This is a genomic window from Emcibacter nanhaiensis (assembly GCF_006385175.1).
Taxonomy (GTDB): domain Bacteria; phylum Pseudomonadota; class Alphaproteobacteria; order Sphingomonadales; family Emcibacteraceae; genus Emcibacter; species Emcibacter nanhaiensis.
This window is the reverse complement of the sequence record NZ_VFIY01000018.1, coordinates 576,836-595,188: the sequence shown is the minus strand read 5'-3', so window position 1 is coordinate 595,188 and position 18,353 is coordinate 576,836. Positions and strand designations below refer to the sequence as shown.

Below are 18,353 nucleotides of genomic sequence, written 5' to 3'. Positions count from 1 at the left end.
ATGAAGGGGGAATGCGTTTTTTGGGCGGCTATTTGATTTCCGCGGGTTTATGGGCCAGATAGCGGTGGACCTGTAGCATCCCGCTCCGCAGCAGTTTGGTGCGCTGGGACCAGAACTGGGCTTCTTTCATGATAGCCTGCAGATTGTCCGCCGCCTCCGGTCCCCGGGCGGACAGGGTCTTGACCACCTGGTCTGCATTTGCCCAGGCTTCCTGGATCAGCTCGATATAATGCTCGGTGATATCTTCGTTGACGCGAATGTTGAAGCCTGCCTCCTCAAGATATTTAACCATGGTTTCGGACGTGATCGGATAGGGATCCAGGGGTTCCTGCCGCAGCCATTTCTGCACGTCAGAATCTTGCATGGATTCAATATCCCGGATCACATAGTCGGTGACCAGGAACAGGCTGTCTTCCTTCAGGTTTTTGTAAATTTCCTTCAGAAGTTCTGCTTTTTTCTGGATGGTGAAGAAGGCTTCCTTGGAGTAGGCCCGGTCAAAGTTGCGTTCAAACGGCTCGATTTCGTCGAAGTCCTTGTAGTAGATCGGGGCTTTTTTCTCGAGCCCGGCGTCCTTGGACATCTTCATGCCCCGCGCGGCGAGTTCTTCAGAGTTTTCATAGCCGCTGATCCAGACGCCGAACTCCTGGGCCAGAACCCTTGCCGGACCGCCAAGCCCGGCGCCGATCACCATGGCGCTTTGTTTTGGCGACAGCGCCAGAAGTTTTGACATGGCGATGACATTTTCGGGCCCCCCCGGACCGCAATAGCCTTGGCCCCAGATCAACTGGGCGACCTGAATACGGGCTTCACTCCAGCTGAATTTCTCGCTTTTTGCATCCTGTGTGGCGGCTTCTGCGGCCGGCTCTTCCCGGGTCAGTTCCTCGTATGTGGCTTTGCCGTTGCGGGCGCGGAGCTTGGCTTCCATGTCGGCGACATCATAGCCTTCCCACCACGCCTTCATGCGCCAGCGAAACGGTACTTTTATGTCTTTTTCCGCAACAGCCACTGAACTTGTCCCTAGTTATCCGCCGGTTTATAGGCGAGAAAGCGCCATACGTGGATTTTCTTTTCCCTGAGCAGCTTGGCCCTGAGGGACCAGAAGGAGGCCTCCTTCATGAGCACGCCGATTTCCGGGCAGTTTTCTCCGTTATCAGTCGCCAGGGTGGCAGCGATCTTGTCTGCATTGGCCCAGCTTTTGGCGATCAGTTCAATATACAGATCTGAAATGTCCTCATTGACCCGAATCATAAAGCCGGCCTTTTCCAGCAAGGCCGTCATCATTTCTGCGGTAACCGGATAGGGGCGGTTGATCTCCTGTTTCAGCCACTTCTGTACGCCTTCGTCTTCCAGCACTTCCGGGCCGGACAGCGTATAGTCGCTGATCAGAAAGAGGGCATCGTCCTTCAGCTTTTCATACATCTTGGCAAGCAGATTGCTCTTTTCCTTTACCGTGTACAGGGCTTCCTTGGCAAAGGCGCGGTCAAAACGACGGCTGAAGGGCTCTTTTGAGTTGGGATCATAAGCAGAGATTTCTGCCTTCTTGCCGAGACCGGCCATGGTGGACAGACTCATGCCCTTCTTGGCCAGTTCCGGGGATTCTTCATAGCCGGTGATCCAGACGCCGAATTCCTCAGCCATCACCCGGCAGGGGCCGCCAAGCCCGGCGCCGATAACCGCGGCACTCATTTCCGGTGTCATGGCAAGAAGTTTTGACATGGCCTTGATATGTTCCGGGCCGCCCGGACCGCAGTAGCCTTGCCCCCACACCAGCTGGGAGACTTCCATCCTCGTCTCATCCCAGGGCAGGACTGCCAGGTTACCGGACAGCCGGTCTTTGGCTTCTTCCATCGCTGCTTTGGGAGCGGGAACAGCTTCAGGAGCTTCCGGGCTTTCAGAAGAAGTGTCGGAGTTGGCGGATACATCATCAGCGTCGCCCTTGTTCAGGCGAGCTTTCATATCATTGACGTCATATCCGTTCCACCAGGCTTTCAAGCGAAGCTTCAGAGGAATTTTTTCCGACTTCTGGGCATTTGCCATCTCTATGTCCCCAAAACTATTACATACATAGTAGGGGATATTAGGTTCAAGCTGTTTAAATATGGTTAATGCATGCAAATGCACAGGGTTCTGCCGGTTTAGTCGGCAGAACCCCGGATTCAGGACGATCAGATAAGGTCAAATCAGCGCAGGCTGCCGCCGGTCGCTGTTGTGACAGCTTCGATCACTTTGCCGGCGATTTGCTCGATTTCCTCGTCCGTCAGCGTCCGGTCTTCGGGCTGCAGGCGGATGCTGACGGCGACGGACTTCTGTCCTTCCGGCACCCCCTGTCCCTGATAAACGTCAAAGATACTGACCTCATCGATCAGTTTCTTTTCGGCGCTGCGCACCGCCTTGATCATGTCGGCGGCAGCCACCTTCTGGTCCACCAGGAAGGCGAAATCGCGTTCCACCGCCTGATAGTCAGAGGTTTTCAGCGGTCCCCGGCTGTTGCCGCCCTTACCCTTCGGCATCGGGATGTTTTCCAGCAGGATTTCAAAAGCCACCAGTGGCCCCTTGACGTCAAGTGCCTTCAGGACCTTGGGGTGGATTTCCCCGAAGTAGGCCAGCACATTTTTCGGGCCGAGCCGGATCACACCGCTGCGCCCCGGATGATACCAGGACGGCGCCTCGGCCGCGACCTGGGCATTGTCGATCTTGGTGCCGATACCACGAAGGACCGCTTCGGCATCTGCCTTGGCGTGGAAAGCGGAGACCTCTTCCGGAGCCTTCGCCCAGTGACGGGCGCCGGTCTGGCCGCGGCGGATACCCGCGAGCACCAGGCTCTGGCCGTCCGGTGTATCGGAAGAAAACTGGCTGCCGGCCTCGAACAGGGCGACATTCTTGAAGCCGCGGTCGATATTGCGGCCGGCCGCAGTGATCAGGTTCGGCAGCAGGCTGGGACGCATGGCGTCCAGGTCGCTGCTGATGGGATTGTCCAGCATCAGTTCCGGCTTCAGCTCCGCAAACAGGCTGACCTGGGCGGACGGCAGGAAGGACCAGGTAACAGCCTCCTTGAGCCCCTGCTGGGCAGCCGTGCGCTTGGCCAGGCGAACCCGCTTCTGCAGCGGGGAAAGTCCGGTTTCAATCTCGCGGCTTGATTTCGGCAGCGGTGTCGCGGGAATATGCTCAAACCCGTGGATACGCAGCACTTCCTCGACGAAGTCGGCTTCGCCGTCAATGTCACAGCGCCAGGACGGCGTGGTCACGTCAAGGGCGCCGTCTTTTTTCTCCACCGTGAAGCCGAGGCGGCCAAGGATATCAATCACTTCTTCTTCGGAAACGTCTACGCCGCCGAGCGAGCGAATGCGTTCCGGGCGCACCCGGACCGTCTTGGTGATGTCCGGGGCTGCACCGGCGAGATAGATTTCACTGGCTTCGCCGCCGCACAGGTCGATGATCATGCGGGTGGCCTGCTCGATGCCGGGGATGATGCTTTCCGGGTCCACGCCACGCTCGAAGCGATAGCGGGCGTCGCTGTCAATGCCCAGCTTGCGGCCGGCCATGGCAATGGCGATGGGGTCGAACCAGGCGCATTCCAGGAACACATTTACCGTGTCTTCCTCGCAGCCGGTGCTGGTGCCGCCGATGATGCCACCGAGGCCGATGACGCCGCTGTCGTCAGTGATGGCGCAGTTGCCGGCGTCCAGGGTGTAGTCATTGTCGTTGAGGGCGGACAGGGTTTCCCCGTTTTTGCTCTGGCGCACCACAATGTCACCCTGGAGGCGGTCGGCGTCGTAAACATGCAGCGGCCGGGCCATGTCATAGGTGATATAGTTGGTGATATCCACAAGCGTTGAGATCGGGCGCAGGCCGATGGCTTTGAGCCGGTTCTGCAACCACTCGGGGCTCGGGCCGTTTTTCACGCCCTTGATGTAGCAGCCGGCGAAGACCGGGCATTGTTCTGTTTCCAGAATGACCTTGACCGGGCTTTCCCCGGAACGGGCAACTTTCTCGAAGCTGGGCTCTTTCAGGGTGCCGAGGCCGGCAGCGGCCAGGTCGCGGGCAACGCCGTAAACGCCGAGCGCATCCTGGCGGTTGGGGGTAATGGCAATCTCGATGATCGGATCATCCAGACCGGCATAGTCGGCAAAGGACGTGCCGACCGGCGCATCGGACGGCAGGTCGATAATTCCGGCATGGTCTTCGCCGAGGCCGAGTTCCCGTTCGGAACACATCATGCCGTTGCTTTCCACACCCCGGATTTTGGTCGGTTTCAGTTTCATGCCGTTGGTCGGGATTACAGACCCGGACGGGGCAAAGGCGCCTTTCAGGCCGGCGCGGGCGTTGGGGGCGCCGCAGACCACCTGCAGCACTTCGCTGCCGGTGTTGACCTTGCAGACCTGCAATTTGTCTGCATCCGGATGCGGACCCGCTTCCATGATTTCGGCAATAACGAAAGGCTTCAGCGTATCCGCCGGGTTTTCGACTTCCTCGATTTCCAGACCGATAGCCGTCAGCTTCTCGGTGATGGTGTCCAGATCCGCATCGGTGTCCAGATATTCCTTGAGCCAGGAAAGTGTGAATTTCATGATACTCTGCCCTTTATTATTTTACGCCCTGGGTGCTCAGTGCCGGAATATCCAGCGCGGCAAAACCGTAATGTTTCAGCCAGCGCAGGTCGGCGGCGAAGAAGTCGCGAAGATCCGGGATGCCCCATTTCAGCATGGCAATGCGGTCCAGCCCCATGCCGAAGGCAAAACCCTGATATTCATTGGGATCGAGACCGACATTTTCCAGTACCCGCGGATTGACCATGCCGCAGCCGAGGATTTCCAGCCAATCGTCGCCTTCGCCGATGCGGATTTCATCGCCCATGAAGGCGCAGCCGATGTCCATTTCGGCGCTCGGTTCGGTGAAGGGGAAGTAGCTGGGCCGGAAGCGGGTTTTGACATTGTCCACTTCAAAGAATTTGCGGCAGAATTCCTCAATGCACCATTTCAGGTGACCCATGTTGATGTCTTTGTCCACGACCAGGGCTTCGACCTGGTGGAACATCGGCGTATGGGTGGCGTCGGAATCACAGCGATAGGTCCGGCCCGGCGCAATGATGCGGAACGGCGGCTTGCCATTCATCATGGTGCGGATCTGCACCGGAGAAGTATGGGTACGCAGCACCTTGCGGTTGCCGTCCTTATCTTCCGGCAGATAGAAGGTGTCGTGCATCTGGCGGGCGGGATGTTCCGGCGGAATATTAAGCGCGGTGAAGTTATAGAAGTCTTCCTCAATCTCCGGGCCCTCGGCGACGCTGAAGCCCATCTCGGTGAAGATTTCGGTGACCTCGTCGATCACCTGGCTGATCGGGTGGATACTGCCCGGTTCGGCCGGGACGGACGGCAGCGTGATATCCAGTTTCTCGGACTGCAGCCGCTGGTTCAGGATCTCATCCTCCAGCGCTTCCCGCCGGTCGGCAATGGCGTCGTTCAGGCTGTTTTTCAGGGCATTGAGTTTCGGCCCGAACTCTTTCTTTTCCTCCGGCGTCATCTTGCCCAGCTCGCGCATCATCAGGCTGACCTGGCCTTTCTTGCCAAGCGCGGATACCCTTACGTTTTCCAGGGTTTCAATCGTATTCGCGGAGGTTATCTGGTCCAGGATTTCCTGTTCCAGTGACTGGAGATCTTCCATATTTACACCCGTTGTTTTCTTTTCCACCTGCTACATACATAAAAAGGGACCTGCTGCCAAGAGCAGGCCCCTTCAAACTTGAAATAAACCGTTAGCTTAGGCTGCGTTGAGAGCAGTCTGTGCCTGGCTGGCCAGGGCTTTGAAGGCTTCCGGTTCACGAACGGCCAGATCGGCCAGAACTTTACGGTCAAGTTCGACGCCTGCGAGTTTCAGGCCGTTCATAAATCGTGAGTAGGTCAGGTCGTGCAGGCGGGCAGCCGCATTGATGCGCTGGATCCACAGGGCACGGAACTGACGCTTGCGGACCTTACGGTCGCGATAAGCGTACTGACCGGCTTTCTCCACGGCCTGTTTGGCAACGCGGATGGTGTTCTTGCGACGACCACGGTAGCCTTTGGCCGCTTTGATGACTTTTTTGTGTTTGGCGTGCGCTGTGACGCCGCGTTTGACGTGTGCCATTCTGCTTCTCCTTAACCGTAGGGCAGGAATTTCTTGACGATACGTGCATCCTGTTCGGACAGGACGGTCGTGCCGCGAAGGTTCCTGATCTGTTTGTTGGTACGCTTGATCATGCCGTGCCGTTTACCGGCCTGGCCAGCGCGTACTTTGCCACTGGCGGTAAGTTTGAAGCGCTTTTTGGCGCCACTCTTGGTTTTCAGTTTGGGCATTTAGCTTTCCTTTTCAAATATTTTTCGCAGTTGCCTGCGGAAGCTTTCCGGATGGCGAGGCATGCCCTTCCATGGCCAGACCATCCAACGGAAGCAAGGCTTATAACGCCCTTTATGGCCAATTGCAAGGGGATTCAGGGGTAAAATGCCCCGTTGAATAAAGCTTTATCGGCCATTTTACACTCTGTTCATCCCTGTGCCCTATTTTGGCCGTGTACACAACATCAAATGCCCCTTTATAGTCGGGCAGTAACAAAAGAAAAACAATAGGTGGATCAAGATATGATTTTTACAGCTTTGCAGAGGATTGGCGCCGCAGCTCACAAAAAGGCGGCGGCATTTTTTGTGATCTTTCTCCTGTTTGCAGGACCACTGGCCCAGGCGAAGACGATCCTTCCCGAAACGGCCACGCCGGCCATGTGGATGGTCGAAAAGGGCGAAGCAAAAGTCTATTTCCTCGGGTCGTTCCATGTGTTGCCAAAGACCATGGCCTGGAACCAGGGGGACGTGCAAAAGGCCTTTGCCGACTCAGATGTCTATGTCATGGAAACAGTGATGGATGCCAAGGGGCAGGGCGAAATTGCCATGCTGATGATGAAAAATTCCATGCTGCCGCCGGGCTACAGCCTGAAGACCCTGCTTGACGACGATCACTATCAGAAGGCCCTGAAGCTGACGGCGCCTTTGGGGTTGTCCGAGGCGCAGGTCACCCGTCTGCAGCCCTGGTACCTGGCTATCATGCTGTCGGCCCAGACTATTATCGCCAATGGCCTGGACCCCTCAAGCGGTGTCGACCATACCCTGCAGGGACTGGCGGAGCAGGGCGGCAAGGAGATTGCCGGCCTGGAGACCACAAAGGAACAGATCGAAGCGCTGGCCCATCATCCGCTCGAGGTGCAGAGTGCGATGTTGTCGGATACGCTGGATAAAATGGACCAGTTTGACGATTATATGCACGATTATATTTCCGCCTGGGCCTCCGGCGATGCCAAGCAGATTGAAGAGACCATGGTGGAAGAGATGAAAAGCTACCCCTCCATGTATGAAGCGCTTCTGGTGAACCGCAATAAAAAATGGGCGCCCAAGATTGCCGAGCTGATCGAGTCGGGCAAAAACGTCATGATTGTCGTCGGCCTGGCCCATCTGGTCGGCGACGATAGCGTGCTCAATATTCTGAAAGAAAAAGGCTACCGGATCGAACGGGTCCAGTAGCCTTCATCCCGGTAACCTTCATCCAAATGGCACTCCACCTTATTTGTGCCCGGCAACCCCTTCGCGGATCCGCGCCTCGATTTTCAGGCGCAGGTCCCGGATGGCGTTGGGGGACCGGGTGCCCTGGGCCAGAAGCATATAGGCGACCGGCACCACAAACAGGGTAAAGAAAGTGGCGATCAGCACGCCGCTGATGACGACTACCCCGATCACAAAGCGGGTTTCCGCTCCGGCGCCGGTTCCCAGCACCAGCGCCACCGACCCCATCACCGTGGTGATGGAGGTCATGACGATGGGCCGCAGGCGTTTGCGGGAGGCTTCGATCAGGGCTTCCATAAATTCCTCACCCTTGTCGCGGAGCTGATTGGCAAATTCCACAATCAGGATGCCGTTCTTGGCGGCGAGCCCCACCAGCATGATGATGCCGATCTGGCTGTAGATATTCAGCGACTGACCCGTCAGTTTCAGGCCGATGAAGGCGCCGGTCACGGCGAAGGGGACCGTCAGCAGGATGATAAACGGGTGGCGGAAGCTTTCGAACTGGGCGGCCAGCACCAGGAACACCACCACCAGCGCCATGCCGAACACCAGGTAGACCGATTGGCCGGCCTCCATAAAGTCGCGGCTTTCCCCGTCATAGTCGATTCCGGCCGTGGCCGGCAGATGGGTCCTGGCGGTTGTTTCCAGATACTCGAGGACTTCGCCCAGCGTATAGCCCGGATTGACGCTGCCGGATATGGTGATGGAGCGCAGCCGGTTAAAGCGCTTGAGGTCAGCGGCGCTGCCCACTTCATGCAGGCTGACCAGGTTGGATATGGGAATCAGGTTGCCGGTCCGGTCAGACCGCACATAGATGTTGGACATATCGTCGGGGGTCTGGGTGGCGCCTTTTTCGCCTTCGAGGATGACGGGATATTCCTCGCCGCCGGAGACAAAGGTGGTGACTTCCCGCGCGCCCATCATGGTTTCCAGTGTCCGGCCGATGGTTGATACAGAAACACCAAGGTCGGCGGCCCGGTCGCGGTTGATGTCGACCAGGATCTGCGGCTTGGTCTCCTTGTAATCACTGTCCACATTGGCGATGCCGGGATAGTTGGCGATCTCGTCCAGCATAATATCGCGCCAGCGGGCCAGTTCTTCATAGTCCGTGCCCTGCAGGACAAACTGGACCGGATTTCCGGATCCGCGGCGGATGCCGGTGGGCATGGTGGCGAATAATCTCAGGTCAATGTGCTGGAACAGCCTGCCCTGCAATTCGTTGCGAATTTCCTGGGCGGACCGCTCCCGCTCATCCCATTCCACCAGCCGCATGATGGCGATGCCGGAATTGACCCCCCGGCTGCCGAAGCCGGGCACGCGGACAATCACATTGAAGGCTTCACCGGTTTCAAGATATTTGAGCAGGTCCTTTTCCACGGTGAACATCTTGTCATGCATGGTGTCGTAGCTGCTGCCTTCCGGGCCCTTGGCGATCACGTAAATGACGCCTTGGTCCTCGAGCGGCATGAATTCGGACGGAAGGCCGCGGAACAGGACCACGGCCAGGACCAGAACGCCAGCCATGGCGGCGAGCACGATCCAGTATCTCTTCAACAGCCACTCGAGCAGCGCCTTGTAGCCGTTTTCCAGTTTCCTGAAACTGCTGTTGACGCCGGAATGAAACGCGTTTTCCTTGTCCTTTTTCTTCAGCAGCTTTGAACAGAGCATGGGCGACAGGGACAGAGCGACGATCGACGAGAAGCCGACGGCCGCCGCCATGGCCAGCGAGAATTCGGTAAACATGCGTCCGGTTTCGCCTTTGATAAAGACGATGGGGACAAAGACGGCGATCAACACAAGCGTTGTCGCAATCACCGCAAATCCCACTTCGCGGGCGCCGTGGTAGGCGGCCAGCAGCGGCGGTTCGCCATTTTCCACGCGGCGGTAGATATTTTCCAGCACCAGGATGGCGTCATCCACCACCAGGCCGATCGAAAGGACCAGCGCCAAAAGGGTGAGCAGGTTGACCGAAAAACCCGCGAGGGCGAGGAAGATAAAGGATGCCGTGATGGAAACCGGGACGGTCACCGCCGGGATCAGCATGGCCCGGGCGCTGCCGAGGAACAGGTAGATGACAAGCACCACCAGCAGCATGGCGATGGCAAAGGTCTTGTAGACTTCGTGAATGGCTTCTTCGATAAAGCGGGAGCTGTCATAGCTCAGACCGATTTCCGTTCCTGCAGGAAGGGTCTCGTTAATCCTTTCGCGCTCCGCCTTGACGGCGAGGGCCACATCAAGGGTATTGCCCTTGGACTGTTTGACGATCCCCAGGCCGATCATATAGTCGCCGTTACTGTGCATCTCGGAACGGTAGTCCTCGGCCCCGAGTTCGACCCGAGCCACGTCGCCAATTCGGGTCAGATGTCCGTCTTCGCTCTGCTTGATCACCAGGTTGGAAAAATCCTCCGGCCGTTCATATTCCCGGCTCATCCGGACGGTGAATTCCCGTTCAGAAGACTCCAGTCGGCCTGCAGGTAGTTCCACATTTTCCCGGCGCAGGGCCGTTTCGATATCGTTCGAGGTAATGCCCCGGGCAGCCATCTTTTCCCGGTCCAGCCACAGTCGCATGGCATAGGTAGAGGTGGACATCCGGATCCGGGCAACGCCGTCGATGCTGGACAGCCGGTCGACGATATAGCGCTGGGCATAATCGGCCAGCTTGAGCTTGTCCATGGTGGTGCTGCGCAGGTTCAGCCACATGATCGGATCGTCGTTTTCGTCGTCCTTGGTCACCTCCGGCGGATCGGCCTCTTCCGGCAGGTTGTTGAGCACCGTGGACACCCGCTGGCGAATGTCGCTGGCGGCTTCATCCAGGTCCCGGGTAATGGCAAACTGAATGGTAATGGAGGAGCGGCCGTCGGTGCTGGTGGAGGTGATGGTCTTGATGCCTTCAACACCGCTGATCCGGTCCTCGATCATCTGGGTGACCTTGGTTTCCACCACTTGGGCCGAGGCCCCGGGGTAGTTTGTCCGGATGGAAATAACCGGCGGATTGACGTCGGGATATTGCCGTAGCGGAAGGTCGATAAAACTCATCACGCCGAAGGTAATCAGCAGCAGGCTGATCACGGTGGCGAAGACGGGACGATCGACAGAGACATCGGACAGGATCATGGCTCACTCCCCGTTCGCTGTGCCGGATGACGGGGCCGGTTCAGGCGGAGTGAAGGTGACCCTGGTGCCATCCTGGATTTTCAGCAGCCCCCGGCTTACCACCATTTCGCCGGCCTTCAGGCCGGAAAGGACCTCTACAGCGCCGGGGCGCCGCCGTCCGGTTTCAACCTGGCGGCGGGATACCCTGTTGTCCGGCTGGATGACGAAAGCATATTTCCGGTCCTCATAGTTGATGATGGATTCTTCCGGGATCATGAGTGATTTCCCCCGGTTCCTGATCAGGTCAATGATCAGAAGCATTCCCGGACGCAGCAGCAGCTCGTCATTGGGGATTTCCGCCCGCACGGTGATGGCGCGTGATTCCGGATTTACCCTGGTGTCAATGGTCGTGACCTTGCCCTCGAACAGCCGGTCATAGGCTTCCGATCTGGCCTCAATGCTCTGGCCCTCCTTCAGGGCGGCCAGGAAGGCTTCCGGCACGGTAAAATCCACCTTGATGACGGACAGGTCGTCAATTGTCGTAATGACAGTTCCCGGTGTGACCAGGGCGCCGACGCTGATCTGCCGGATTCCAAGCCGGCCGTCAAAGGGCGCAATGATCTGCCGGTCCCGGATGCGGGCATTGGCAATCTGGAGCTGGGCCAGGGCCTTTTCATACAGGGTCTTCTGGGCGTCCAGCCGGGCGGTGGCCAGGGTTTTGGCTTCCACCAGTCCGCGCACCCTTTTCAGCTCCCGCTCCTGTTCGTCAAAATTGGCCTGGGCTTCCCGCAGGTCCGCCTGTTCCTCTTCTGTGACCAGGGTGGCAAGGACCTTTCCTTTGTTCACATACATGCCGTCTTCAAAGTTGATCGCGGAGACCTTGTCTGTGGTGGTGGCGGTGAGCACGACAGACTCATTGGCCTTGGTTGTGCCGAGGGCTTCGACAGTATCGACAAATTCGTCCATGACCACTTCGCTGACCATCACCTGGACGATCCGTTCTGACGGCTTAAGTCCCGTCTCGCTTTCCTTGGGTCCAAGGAATGTGTAGGCGGCAAAAGCCCCGGCGATCAATAGGATGACAACGATTAAACCCCTGAAGAACATTAGTTTTCCTTATAATTGACCCGCTGGTTTGATGCAGGTTTCTATCCGCTTAGTATAGCCCGAACTCCTGCAGGGACAAAGTCGAGAGTGCACCATTTAGCAGGAATTTATACAAAATCTATTTGTTACACAGTTGTACGTGATACGAAACAATTTCTGACGCGGATTTCGGGGCGGGGCATGAAAATGTGACCAATAGAAAAACGGATATGGAAAAACCCGCCCGGCTTGCGCCGTTGGCGGGTTTGCTCCAATCGCATCGTTGCCCTGTTCAGCTGACCCGGGACAGCGTGCTAATCTGTACGGCCTATGGGCGTACAATCGCCGCAAGTATACACCAGAAACCCGGTCGATTCAAAAGCGGCGATAAATCAGGATATTAGAATCGGATGCCGACTTAGTAACGTCCGACTCGGGGCGGTTCGGTGCCACGCAGGACCGGCACGAATGCAATGTTGAACAGGGTAGCAAACATGATCGGAACGCCGGCCATGGCGGCATAGACAAAAACCATCGGTGTCCAGAGAAAAGCCAGGACAAGCAGGCACAGGACAAAATTAATCAGAAACAGTACGGGTGTGGTAAATTCACGCATGGGGAAATAACTCGACTAATTTTCAAAAACAATAAGCAGGCCTTACATAGACCTGCTCTTGCTGCATTGCAATATGTAATGTGCAGTTTTTTTATGTGTAATGTATTGGTTTTATTTCGGCGCCATGATCATGATCATCTGACGACCTTCCAGCTTCGGATGCTGTTCGATCTTGACCCGATCTTCGAAGTCGGCTTTGACCCGTTCCAGAACTTCCATGCCAAGCTCCTGGTGAGCCATTTCGCGTCCACGGAACCGGAGGGTGACCTTGACTTTGTCGCCGGCCGTGAGAAATTTGTCGATGGAGCGCATCTTGACGTCATAATCATGTTTTTCGATGCCGGGCCGCATCTTGATTTCCTTGACATCAATGGTTTTCTGTTTCTTGCGGGCCAGACTGGCTTTTTTCTGAGCTTCATACTTGAACTTGCCGTAGTCCAGAATCTTGCAGACCGGTGGCTCCGCGTTGGGAGAGATCTCCACAAGATCGAGCCCCGCCGCCTTTGCCATTTCGAGGGCTTTGTCGATTGCTACGGTGCCGTGGTTCTCACCTTCGGCGTCAATAAGTCTTACTTCGGCGACATTGATGTCGTCGTTTACCCTCGGGCCCTTTTGGGCAGGCGGGCTTGCCATTGGTCGTCTAGCTATAGTTTCCTCCTGCGATCGTTCATCGCTGGTTATTAAAAATAATTTGCCGTCCGTTTTATACGGTCCAAAGGTGAAATTAGTGTAACCATTCACCTCAGGTCCGGGGGAACAGATTCTTCCTTAAGTTTATGGATTGCGTCAGTTAAATCAAGGGTTTCCTGCTTTTGGGACCCCAAACGCCGGACTGTGACCGTATTTTGTTCGGCTTCCCGGGCGCCGATTACAAATATGGCGGGCACCTTGGCGTGGGAATGCTCCCGCACTTTGTAATTGATTTTTTCGTTGCGCAAATCGAACTCCGCCCTGAGGCCGGCGTCAACAAGCTGCTGGTGAACGGCTTTTACATGGTCATCCTGGTCGGAGGTAATGCCGGTGACCACGACCTGGGTCGGGGCCAGCCACAGCGGGAAGCGACCGGCATAATGTTCGATCAGAATGCCGATAAACCGCTCGAAGGTGCCGAAGACCGCACGATGCAGCATGACCGGGCGATGCTTTTCCCCGTCCTGGCCGATATAGGTGGCGTCGAGCCGTTCCGGCAGCACATAGTCCAGCTGGAAGGTGCCGCACTGCCAGGTCCGGCCGATGGCGTCGGTCAGGTGGAATTCCAGTTTCGGGCCATAGAAGGCGCCTTCGCCTTCCGCATATTCAAAGTCAAGGCCGCTGGCGGTGAGCGCATCGGCCAGGGACTTTTCTGCCCGGTCCCATGTTGCGTCGTCCCCGGCCCGCATTTCCGGCCGGGTCGCCAGCTTGTATTTAATATCCGTCAGGCCCATGTCTTCATAAACCTTGGCAAACAGGGCCAGGAACCGCTTGGTCTCGTCGGTAATCTGGTCTTCCCGGCAGAAGATATGGGCATCATCCTGGGTCATCTGGCGCACGCGCATCAGGCCGTGCAGGGCGCCGTGGGCTTCGTTGCGGTGGCAACAGCCGAATTCTGACATGCGGATCGGCAGGTCGCGGTAGCTCTTGATGCCTTGTTTGAAGACCTGGATATGGGCCGGGCAGTTCATGGGCTTGAGCGCCATCATGCGGGCATCCCGCGGAACCTCGATGTCGCCCTCCGCGGTCGGCACCATGTCCGGCACCACAAACATATTCTCGCGGAACTTGCCCCAGTGGCCGGACTGTTCCCACAGTTTGGAGTCCATCAGCTGCGGCGTCTTGATTTCCTCGTAGCCGTCCTCGGCCAGGCGGGCGCGGATATAACGTTCCAGCTCGATCCAGATCTTGAAGCCCTTGGCGTGCCAGAAGACGGAGCCCTGTGCCTCTTCCTGCATGTGGAACAGGTCCATTTCACGGCCGATCTTGCGATGGTCGCGTTTCTCGGCTTCCTCCAGGCGGTGCAGATAGGCCTTGAGTTCCTTCTTGTCGCGCCAGGCGGTACCATAGACACGGGTCAGCATTTCATTGCGGCTGTCGCCGCGCCAGTAGGCGCCAGCCACCTTCATCAGCTTGAAGGCATCGCCCAGCTTCTTGGTGCTGGGCAGGTGCGGCCCGCGGCACAGGTCGATGAAATCGCCCTGGCGGTACAGGGTGATCGGCTGGTCGGACGGAATATCCTCGATGATTTCCGCTTTATATTCCTCGCCCATGTCGCGGAAGAATTTCACCGCCTCGTCCCGGTCCCAGACCTCGCGGATGATTTCCTCGTCGCGCTCGACGATTTCCTTCATCCGGGCCTCGATCTTTTCCAGGTCCTCGGGCGTAAACGGAGTCTTGCGGGCGAAGTCATAATAGAATCCGTCCTCGATCGCCGGGCCGATGGTGACCTGGGTGTCGGGGTAGAGCTCCTTTACCGCTTCGGCCATGATGTGGGCGGCGTCATGGCGTAGCAGTTCCAGGGCCGCCTCATCCTTGCGGGTGATGATGGAGACGTTGGAATCGCTTTCGATTTCACGGGTCAGGTCCCATTGTTCGCCATTGACCACAACGGCCAGGGCCGCCTTGGCCAGGCCGGGTCCGATATCCTCAGCCAGGGTCTGTCCCGTCACCGGACCGTCAAAGGTGCGGATGCTGCCGTCGGGCAGGGTGAGGGAAACTTGTTTAGTCATGATCTTCTGGCCGTCTGTCTCAAGTGTTAAATCAATGGGTTGTCTTATCCTTGGGGAACTTATCGGGATTTCCGCGCAAGTCAAGCTTACATGGGGTTACAGGGGGTAAATAAAGCTTAAAAAGCGTTTTTCAATCTGCTACGAGGATTTATAGTAAAATTAGCTTTCAAAGATGCCGGGGATATTTCATGATCACAGAGACTGACGCGCCAGACTTCCTGTTCCTGGAAAACGGTCGGAGAATCGCCTATCACAAGACGGAAGGCAAAAGCCCGACGGTGATTTTTTTCGGCGGTTTCATGTCCGATATGGAAGGCAGCAAGGCCCTGGCGCTGGAGGACCATTGCCGGGCCCGCGGCCAGGCCTATATCCGCTTTGATTATTCCGGGCACGGCTCCTCTTCGGGGGAATTCAGGGACGGTACCATCGGTGACTGGAAGGAAGACGCCCTGGCGGTGGTGGAGCGCCTGACCGAAGGGCCGGTCGTGATCATCGGCTCCAGCATGGGCGGCTGGATCGGCCTGCTGGTCGGTCTGGAGGTCAGGGATCGCCTGTCCGCCTTCATCGGCATAGCCCCGGCGCCGGATTTTACCCGGGAGCTGATGTGGGAGAGCTATTCACCGGAAATCCAGGAAAAACTGAAGCGCGACGGAGTCTATTATGAACCAAGCCAGTATAGTGACGAACCCTATGCCATCAGTTACCGCCTGATCGAGGAAGGGGACAGTCACCTTCTGCTTGGCGGCACCATCGACCTCGTGTGCCCGGTGCGGCTGCTGCACGGCATGAAGGACGAGGATGTGCCGTATGAGTGGTCGCAACGGATTTGTGCCGCGCTGGCGTCGGAGGATGTGGAAATCTCCTATGTCAAAAATGGTGATCACCGCCTGTCTTCGGATCGGGACCTGAAGCGTTTGTGCGACACCCTGGATGCCTTGCTGGAGGATTAGCCATGACCAAGAAACTGATCGATCTGAGCCATACGGTTGAAGACGGTATGATCACCTACAAGGGGCTGCCGGCGCCATTGATCTGTGATTTCCTCAGCCGCGGGGATTCCCGCGGGCATTATGACGAGGGTACCGAATTCCATATCGGCGAGATCAAGATGGTGGCCAATACCGGCACCTACCTGGACAGCCCGTTTCACCGCTATTCGGACGGCAGGGATCTGTCCGAACTGGACCTGGAGCGTCTTGCCGATCTGGAGGCGGTGGTCGTCCGGGTTGATGAGGAAGCAATGGCCATTAATGACACCCACTTCCGGGGACTGGACGTGGCGGGCAAGGCTGTACTGGTGCATACCGGCTGGTCGCGCCACTGGGGCACGGATGCCTATTTCGAAGGACATAATTTCCTGACCGAAGACGCCGCCGTCTGGCTCAGGGACAACGGGGCGGTGCTGGTGGGGATTGACAGCTATAATATCGATGATGTTCGCGGAGGTTCCCGGCCGGTGCATTCCACCCTGCTCGGGGCGGAAATCACCATTGTTGAACATATGACCGGGCTCGATCAGCTCCCCGACAGTGGCTTTCGCTTTTTCGCCGTGCCGGTCAAGATCAGAGGGATGGGCACTTTTCCGGTCCGGGCCTTCGCCCTGACCGATTGAGCTATCCAACCAGGGCGGCAAAGCCCTCGCGATAAGTGGGATAATTCAGTTTAACCCCCAGTTCCGATTTGATGCGGTCGTTGCGGACCCGCTTGCTTTCGCTGTAGAAACTGCGCATCAGCGGCGACAGCTCCGCCGTATCGAAACCCACCTCCGGCAGGCGGGGCAGGGACATCAGGTCGCAGACATAGTCGATCACTTCATCGGGCGGGGCCGGCAGGTCGTCGACCACATTGTAGCTGCAGCCCGGATTGGGATGGTCCATGGAGGCCAGCAGCACCTGCACGATATCCTCCACGTGGATGCGGCTGAAATACTGGTTCTTTTTGACAATCTTCTGGGTGCGGCCGGATTTAAGACTTTCATATTGTCCGCGGCCGGGACCATAGATACTGCCGAGCCGGAACAAATGGACAGTAAGATCTGCCTGTTCCAGGAGCTCAAGCCAGCCCTTCTCGGCCTCGAGGCGAAGTTCGCCGCGCCGGGAGCTCGGCGTTTCCGGCGTGTCGTCATCAACCCAGCCGCCGTTATGGTCGCCGTAAACACCGGTGGTGGACAGATAGCCGACCCATTGCAGGTTTTTCAGTTTGGCTATGTCCTGTGCATGACTGGCCAGGACCGGATCGCCGGTCAATTCTTCCGGCGGCGTGGAAATCAGAAGATGGGTGACGTCTGACAGGATTTCAGCGGCCTCTGCAAGCGGAGCAGTGCCGTTGAAAACGTGGGCTTCGATGCCTTGAACTATCAGCTCCTTTTGCCTGTCAGGGCTTCGGCAGGTGCCGGCAATAATCCAGTCAGCATCACTGGCAAGTCGAGAAGTCAGGGCCCGGGCTGTGTACCCCAGGCCGAAGCAGAAAAGCTTTTTAGTCATCAAAGTTCGCTTGTGGTTTGAACCTATTGCTTGGTCGGCAGGAACGTCGTTCCCAGGATCAGGGTGGCATGTAGCCGGACCAACTGGGAGACGTTCATCTGCTGGCCGCCACTATCCCGGTTTACCCGATAGGTTTCAAGGACTTTGTCATCAAGGGTCTTGGCCTGGGCGCGCTGGTACTGCAGGGCGGAGGGGGAGAAAGTCAGTTCCGTAATACGGTATTTGCGCTTGGGAAACAGGTCATTGAGATTGGCGAGTTCCTTTTGCGCCATTTGATAGATATTTCTCCGTAGCAGGCGATAGTGATCCTGTTTTTCCTCTTCACTGGGGGCGTAGGAGACATTCTGCAGCTCCACCTCGAAGCCGGTGCGGCTCGCTCTTTTCAGCTTGTCCCGCAGCCCGTCGATGCCGGTGTCGGCTATCCGGCTTTCCGCGTTTATGGTCCATTGTTCATAGCCGGCGGATCCCTCCCGGCGGTTGAAGCCGGTGAATTTCCATTCGGTGCCGGGGGCGACCTTTGCCAGTTCGGCCAGGACTTTCTGCCGGACGGCGCCGCTTTGCTTCTGGTCAAAAACCGCCACAATTTGCAGGTAGACCTTTGCCGTCGCGGTTGTCAGCCACTCTTCTGTGGCCAGCTCGAGGGTGATGCTGTCCTGAAAAACAGGTTCCTGGGCAATGGCAATCTGTCCCGGGGCGGACTGGGCATAAGCCGCGGCAGTCAGGTTAAAAGCCAGGACGGCTGGTATTAAAAAACGAAAAAAGGATGCAGGATTTGTTGTACGGTTCATGATCT

At 57.2% G+C, this 18,353-nt stretch carries 16 protein-coding genes; 3 read left to right on the top strand and 13 right to left on the bottom strand.

Translation table 11 applies throughout. The features are described from left to right. Positions 1–28: 28 nt before the first annotated feature. The 6 genes from FIV46_RS16970 to rpmI form a co-directional block, all read right to left on the bottom strand. Entirely contained in the window at positions 29–1,006 is a 978-nt protein-coding gene (locus FIV46_RS16970) for a class I SAM-dependent methyltransferase (protein ID WP_139942111.1), read from the bottom strand. A gap of 11 nt (positions 1,007–1,017) precedes the next feature. Continuing rightward, the gene (locus FIV46_RS16965; protein ID WP_139942110.1) at positions 1,018–2,037 is read right to left on the bottom strand and encodes a methyltransferase domain-containing protein; all 1,020 of its coding nucleotides are present in this window, start codon (positions 2,035–2,037) and stop codon (positions 1,018–1,020) included. A 143-nt stretch (positions 2,038–2,180) separates the two neighbouring features. Then, on the bottom strand, positions 2,181–4,568 hold the full coding sequence (pheT, locus tag FIV46_RS16960) for a phenylalanine--tRNA ligase subunit beta (RefSeq protein ID WP_139942109.1): 2,388 nt from the start codon (positions 4,566–4,568) through the stop codon (positions 2,181–2,183). A gap of 16 nt (positions 4,569–4,584) precedes the next feature. Next, positions 4,585–5,661 (bottom strand): phenylalanine--tRNA ligase subunit alpha, encoded by a 1,077-nt coding sequence (gene pheS / locus FIV46_RS16955; RefSeq protein WP_139942108.1) that lies wholly within the window; start codon positions 5,659–5,661, stop codon positions 4,585–4,587. 96 nt (positions 5,662–5,757) lie between these two features. Next, positions 5,758–6,120, bottom strand: a complete 363-nt coding sequence (rplT, locus tag FIV46_RS16950; RefSeq protein ID WP_139942107.1) for a 50S ribosomal protein L20 — start codon at positions 6,118–6,120, stop codon at positions 5,758–5,760. 11 nt (positions 6,121–6,131) lie between these two features. Beyond that, the gene (gene rpmI / locus FIV46_RS16945) at positions 6,132–6,329 is read right to left on the bottom strand and encodes a 50S ribosomal protein L35 (protein WP_139942106.1); all 198 of its coding nucleotides are present in this window, start codon (positions 6,327–6,329) and stop codon (positions 6,132–6,134) included. Between the two features lie 282 nt (positions 6,330–6,611). On the opposite strand from rpmI, the gene FIV46_RS16940 reads away from it, so the two are divergent. Further along, positions 6,612–7,541 carry a TraB/GumN family protein gene (locus tag FIV46_RS16940; protein WP_139942105.1) on the top strand — a complete coding sequence of 310 codons (930 nt, stop codon included), beginning with the start codon at positions 6,612–6,614 and terminating at the stop codon, positions 7,539–7,541. A gap of 39 nt (positions 7,542–7,580) precedes the next feature. On the opposite strand, the gene FIV46_RS16935 is transcribed toward FIV46_RS16940, so the two are convergent. The 5 genes from FIV46_RS16935 to thrS form a co-directional block, all read right to left on the bottom strand. After that, positions 7,581–10,694, bottom strand: a complete 3,114-nt coding sequence (locus FIV46_RS16935; protein WP_139942104.1) for an efflux RND transporter permease subunit — start codon at positions 10,692–10,694, stop codon at positions 7,581–7,583. 3 nt (positions 10,695–10,697) lie between these two features. After that, the gene (locus FIV46_RS16930; protein ID WP_139942103.1) at positions 10,698–11,780 is read right to left on the bottom strand and encodes an efflux RND transporter periplasmic adaptor subunit; all 1,083 of its coding nucleotides are present in this window, start codon (positions 11,778–11,780) and stop codon (positions 10,698–10,700) included. A gap of 397 nt (positions 11,781–12,177) precedes the next feature. Continuing rightward, complete coding sequence (locus FIV46_RS16925; protein ID WP_139942102.1) at positions 12,178–12,375, bottom strand: hypothetical protein; 198 nt, start codon at positions 12,373–12,375, stop codon at positions 12,178–12,180. A 111-nt stretch (positions 12,376–12,486) separates the two neighbouring features. Beyond that, the gene (gene infC / locus FIV46_RS16920; protein ID WP_139942101.1) at positions 12,487–13,008 is read right to left on the bottom strand and encodes a translation initiation factor IF-3; all 522 of its coding nucleotides are present in this window, start codon (positions 13,006–13,008) and stop codon (positions 12,487–12,489) included. 104 nt (positions 13,009–13,112) lie between these two features. Next, positions 13,113–15,077: a threonine--tRNA ligase gene (gene thrS, locus FIV46_RS16915; protein ID WP_139942100.1), complete on the bottom strand. Its 1,965-nt coding sequence runs from the start codon at positions 15,075–15,077 to the stop codon at positions 13,113–13,115. Between the two features lie 188 nt (positions 15,078–15,265). Between thrS and FIV46_RS16910 the strand changes: the two genes are divergently transcribed. Then, positions 15,266–16,027 (top strand): alpha/beta hydrolase, encoded by a 762-nt coding sequence (locus FIV46_RS16910; RefSeq protein ID WP_139942099.1) that lies wholly within the window; start codon positions 15,266–15,268, stop codon positions 16,025–16,027. Between the two features lie 2 nt (positions 16,028–16,029). After that, a complete protein-coding gene (locus FIV46_RS16905; RefSeq protein ID WP_139942098.1) occupies positions 16,030–16,689 on the top strand; it encodes a cyclase family protein in 660 nt (219 codons plus the stop codon). A gap of 1 nt (position 16,690) precedes the next feature. On the opposite strand, the gene FIV46_RS16900 is transcribed toward FIV46_RS16905, so the two are convergent. Together FIV46_RS16900 and FIV46_RS16895 are read right to left on the bottom strand one after the other, a co-directional pair. Further along, positions 16,691–17,560 (bottom strand): SDR family oxidoreductase, encoded by an 870-nt coding sequence (locus tag FIV46_RS16900; protein ID WP_139942097.1) that lies wholly within the window; start codon positions 17,558–17,560, stop codon positions 16,691–16,693. A gap of 23 nt (positions 17,561–17,583) precedes the next feature. Beyond that, positions 17,584–18,348 (bottom strand): hypothetical protein, encoded by a 765-nt coding sequence (locus FIV46_RS16895; RefSeq protein WP_139942096.1) that lies wholly within the window; start codon positions 18,346–18,348, stop codon positions 17,584–17,586. Positions 18,349–18,353: the final 5 nt, after the last annotated feature.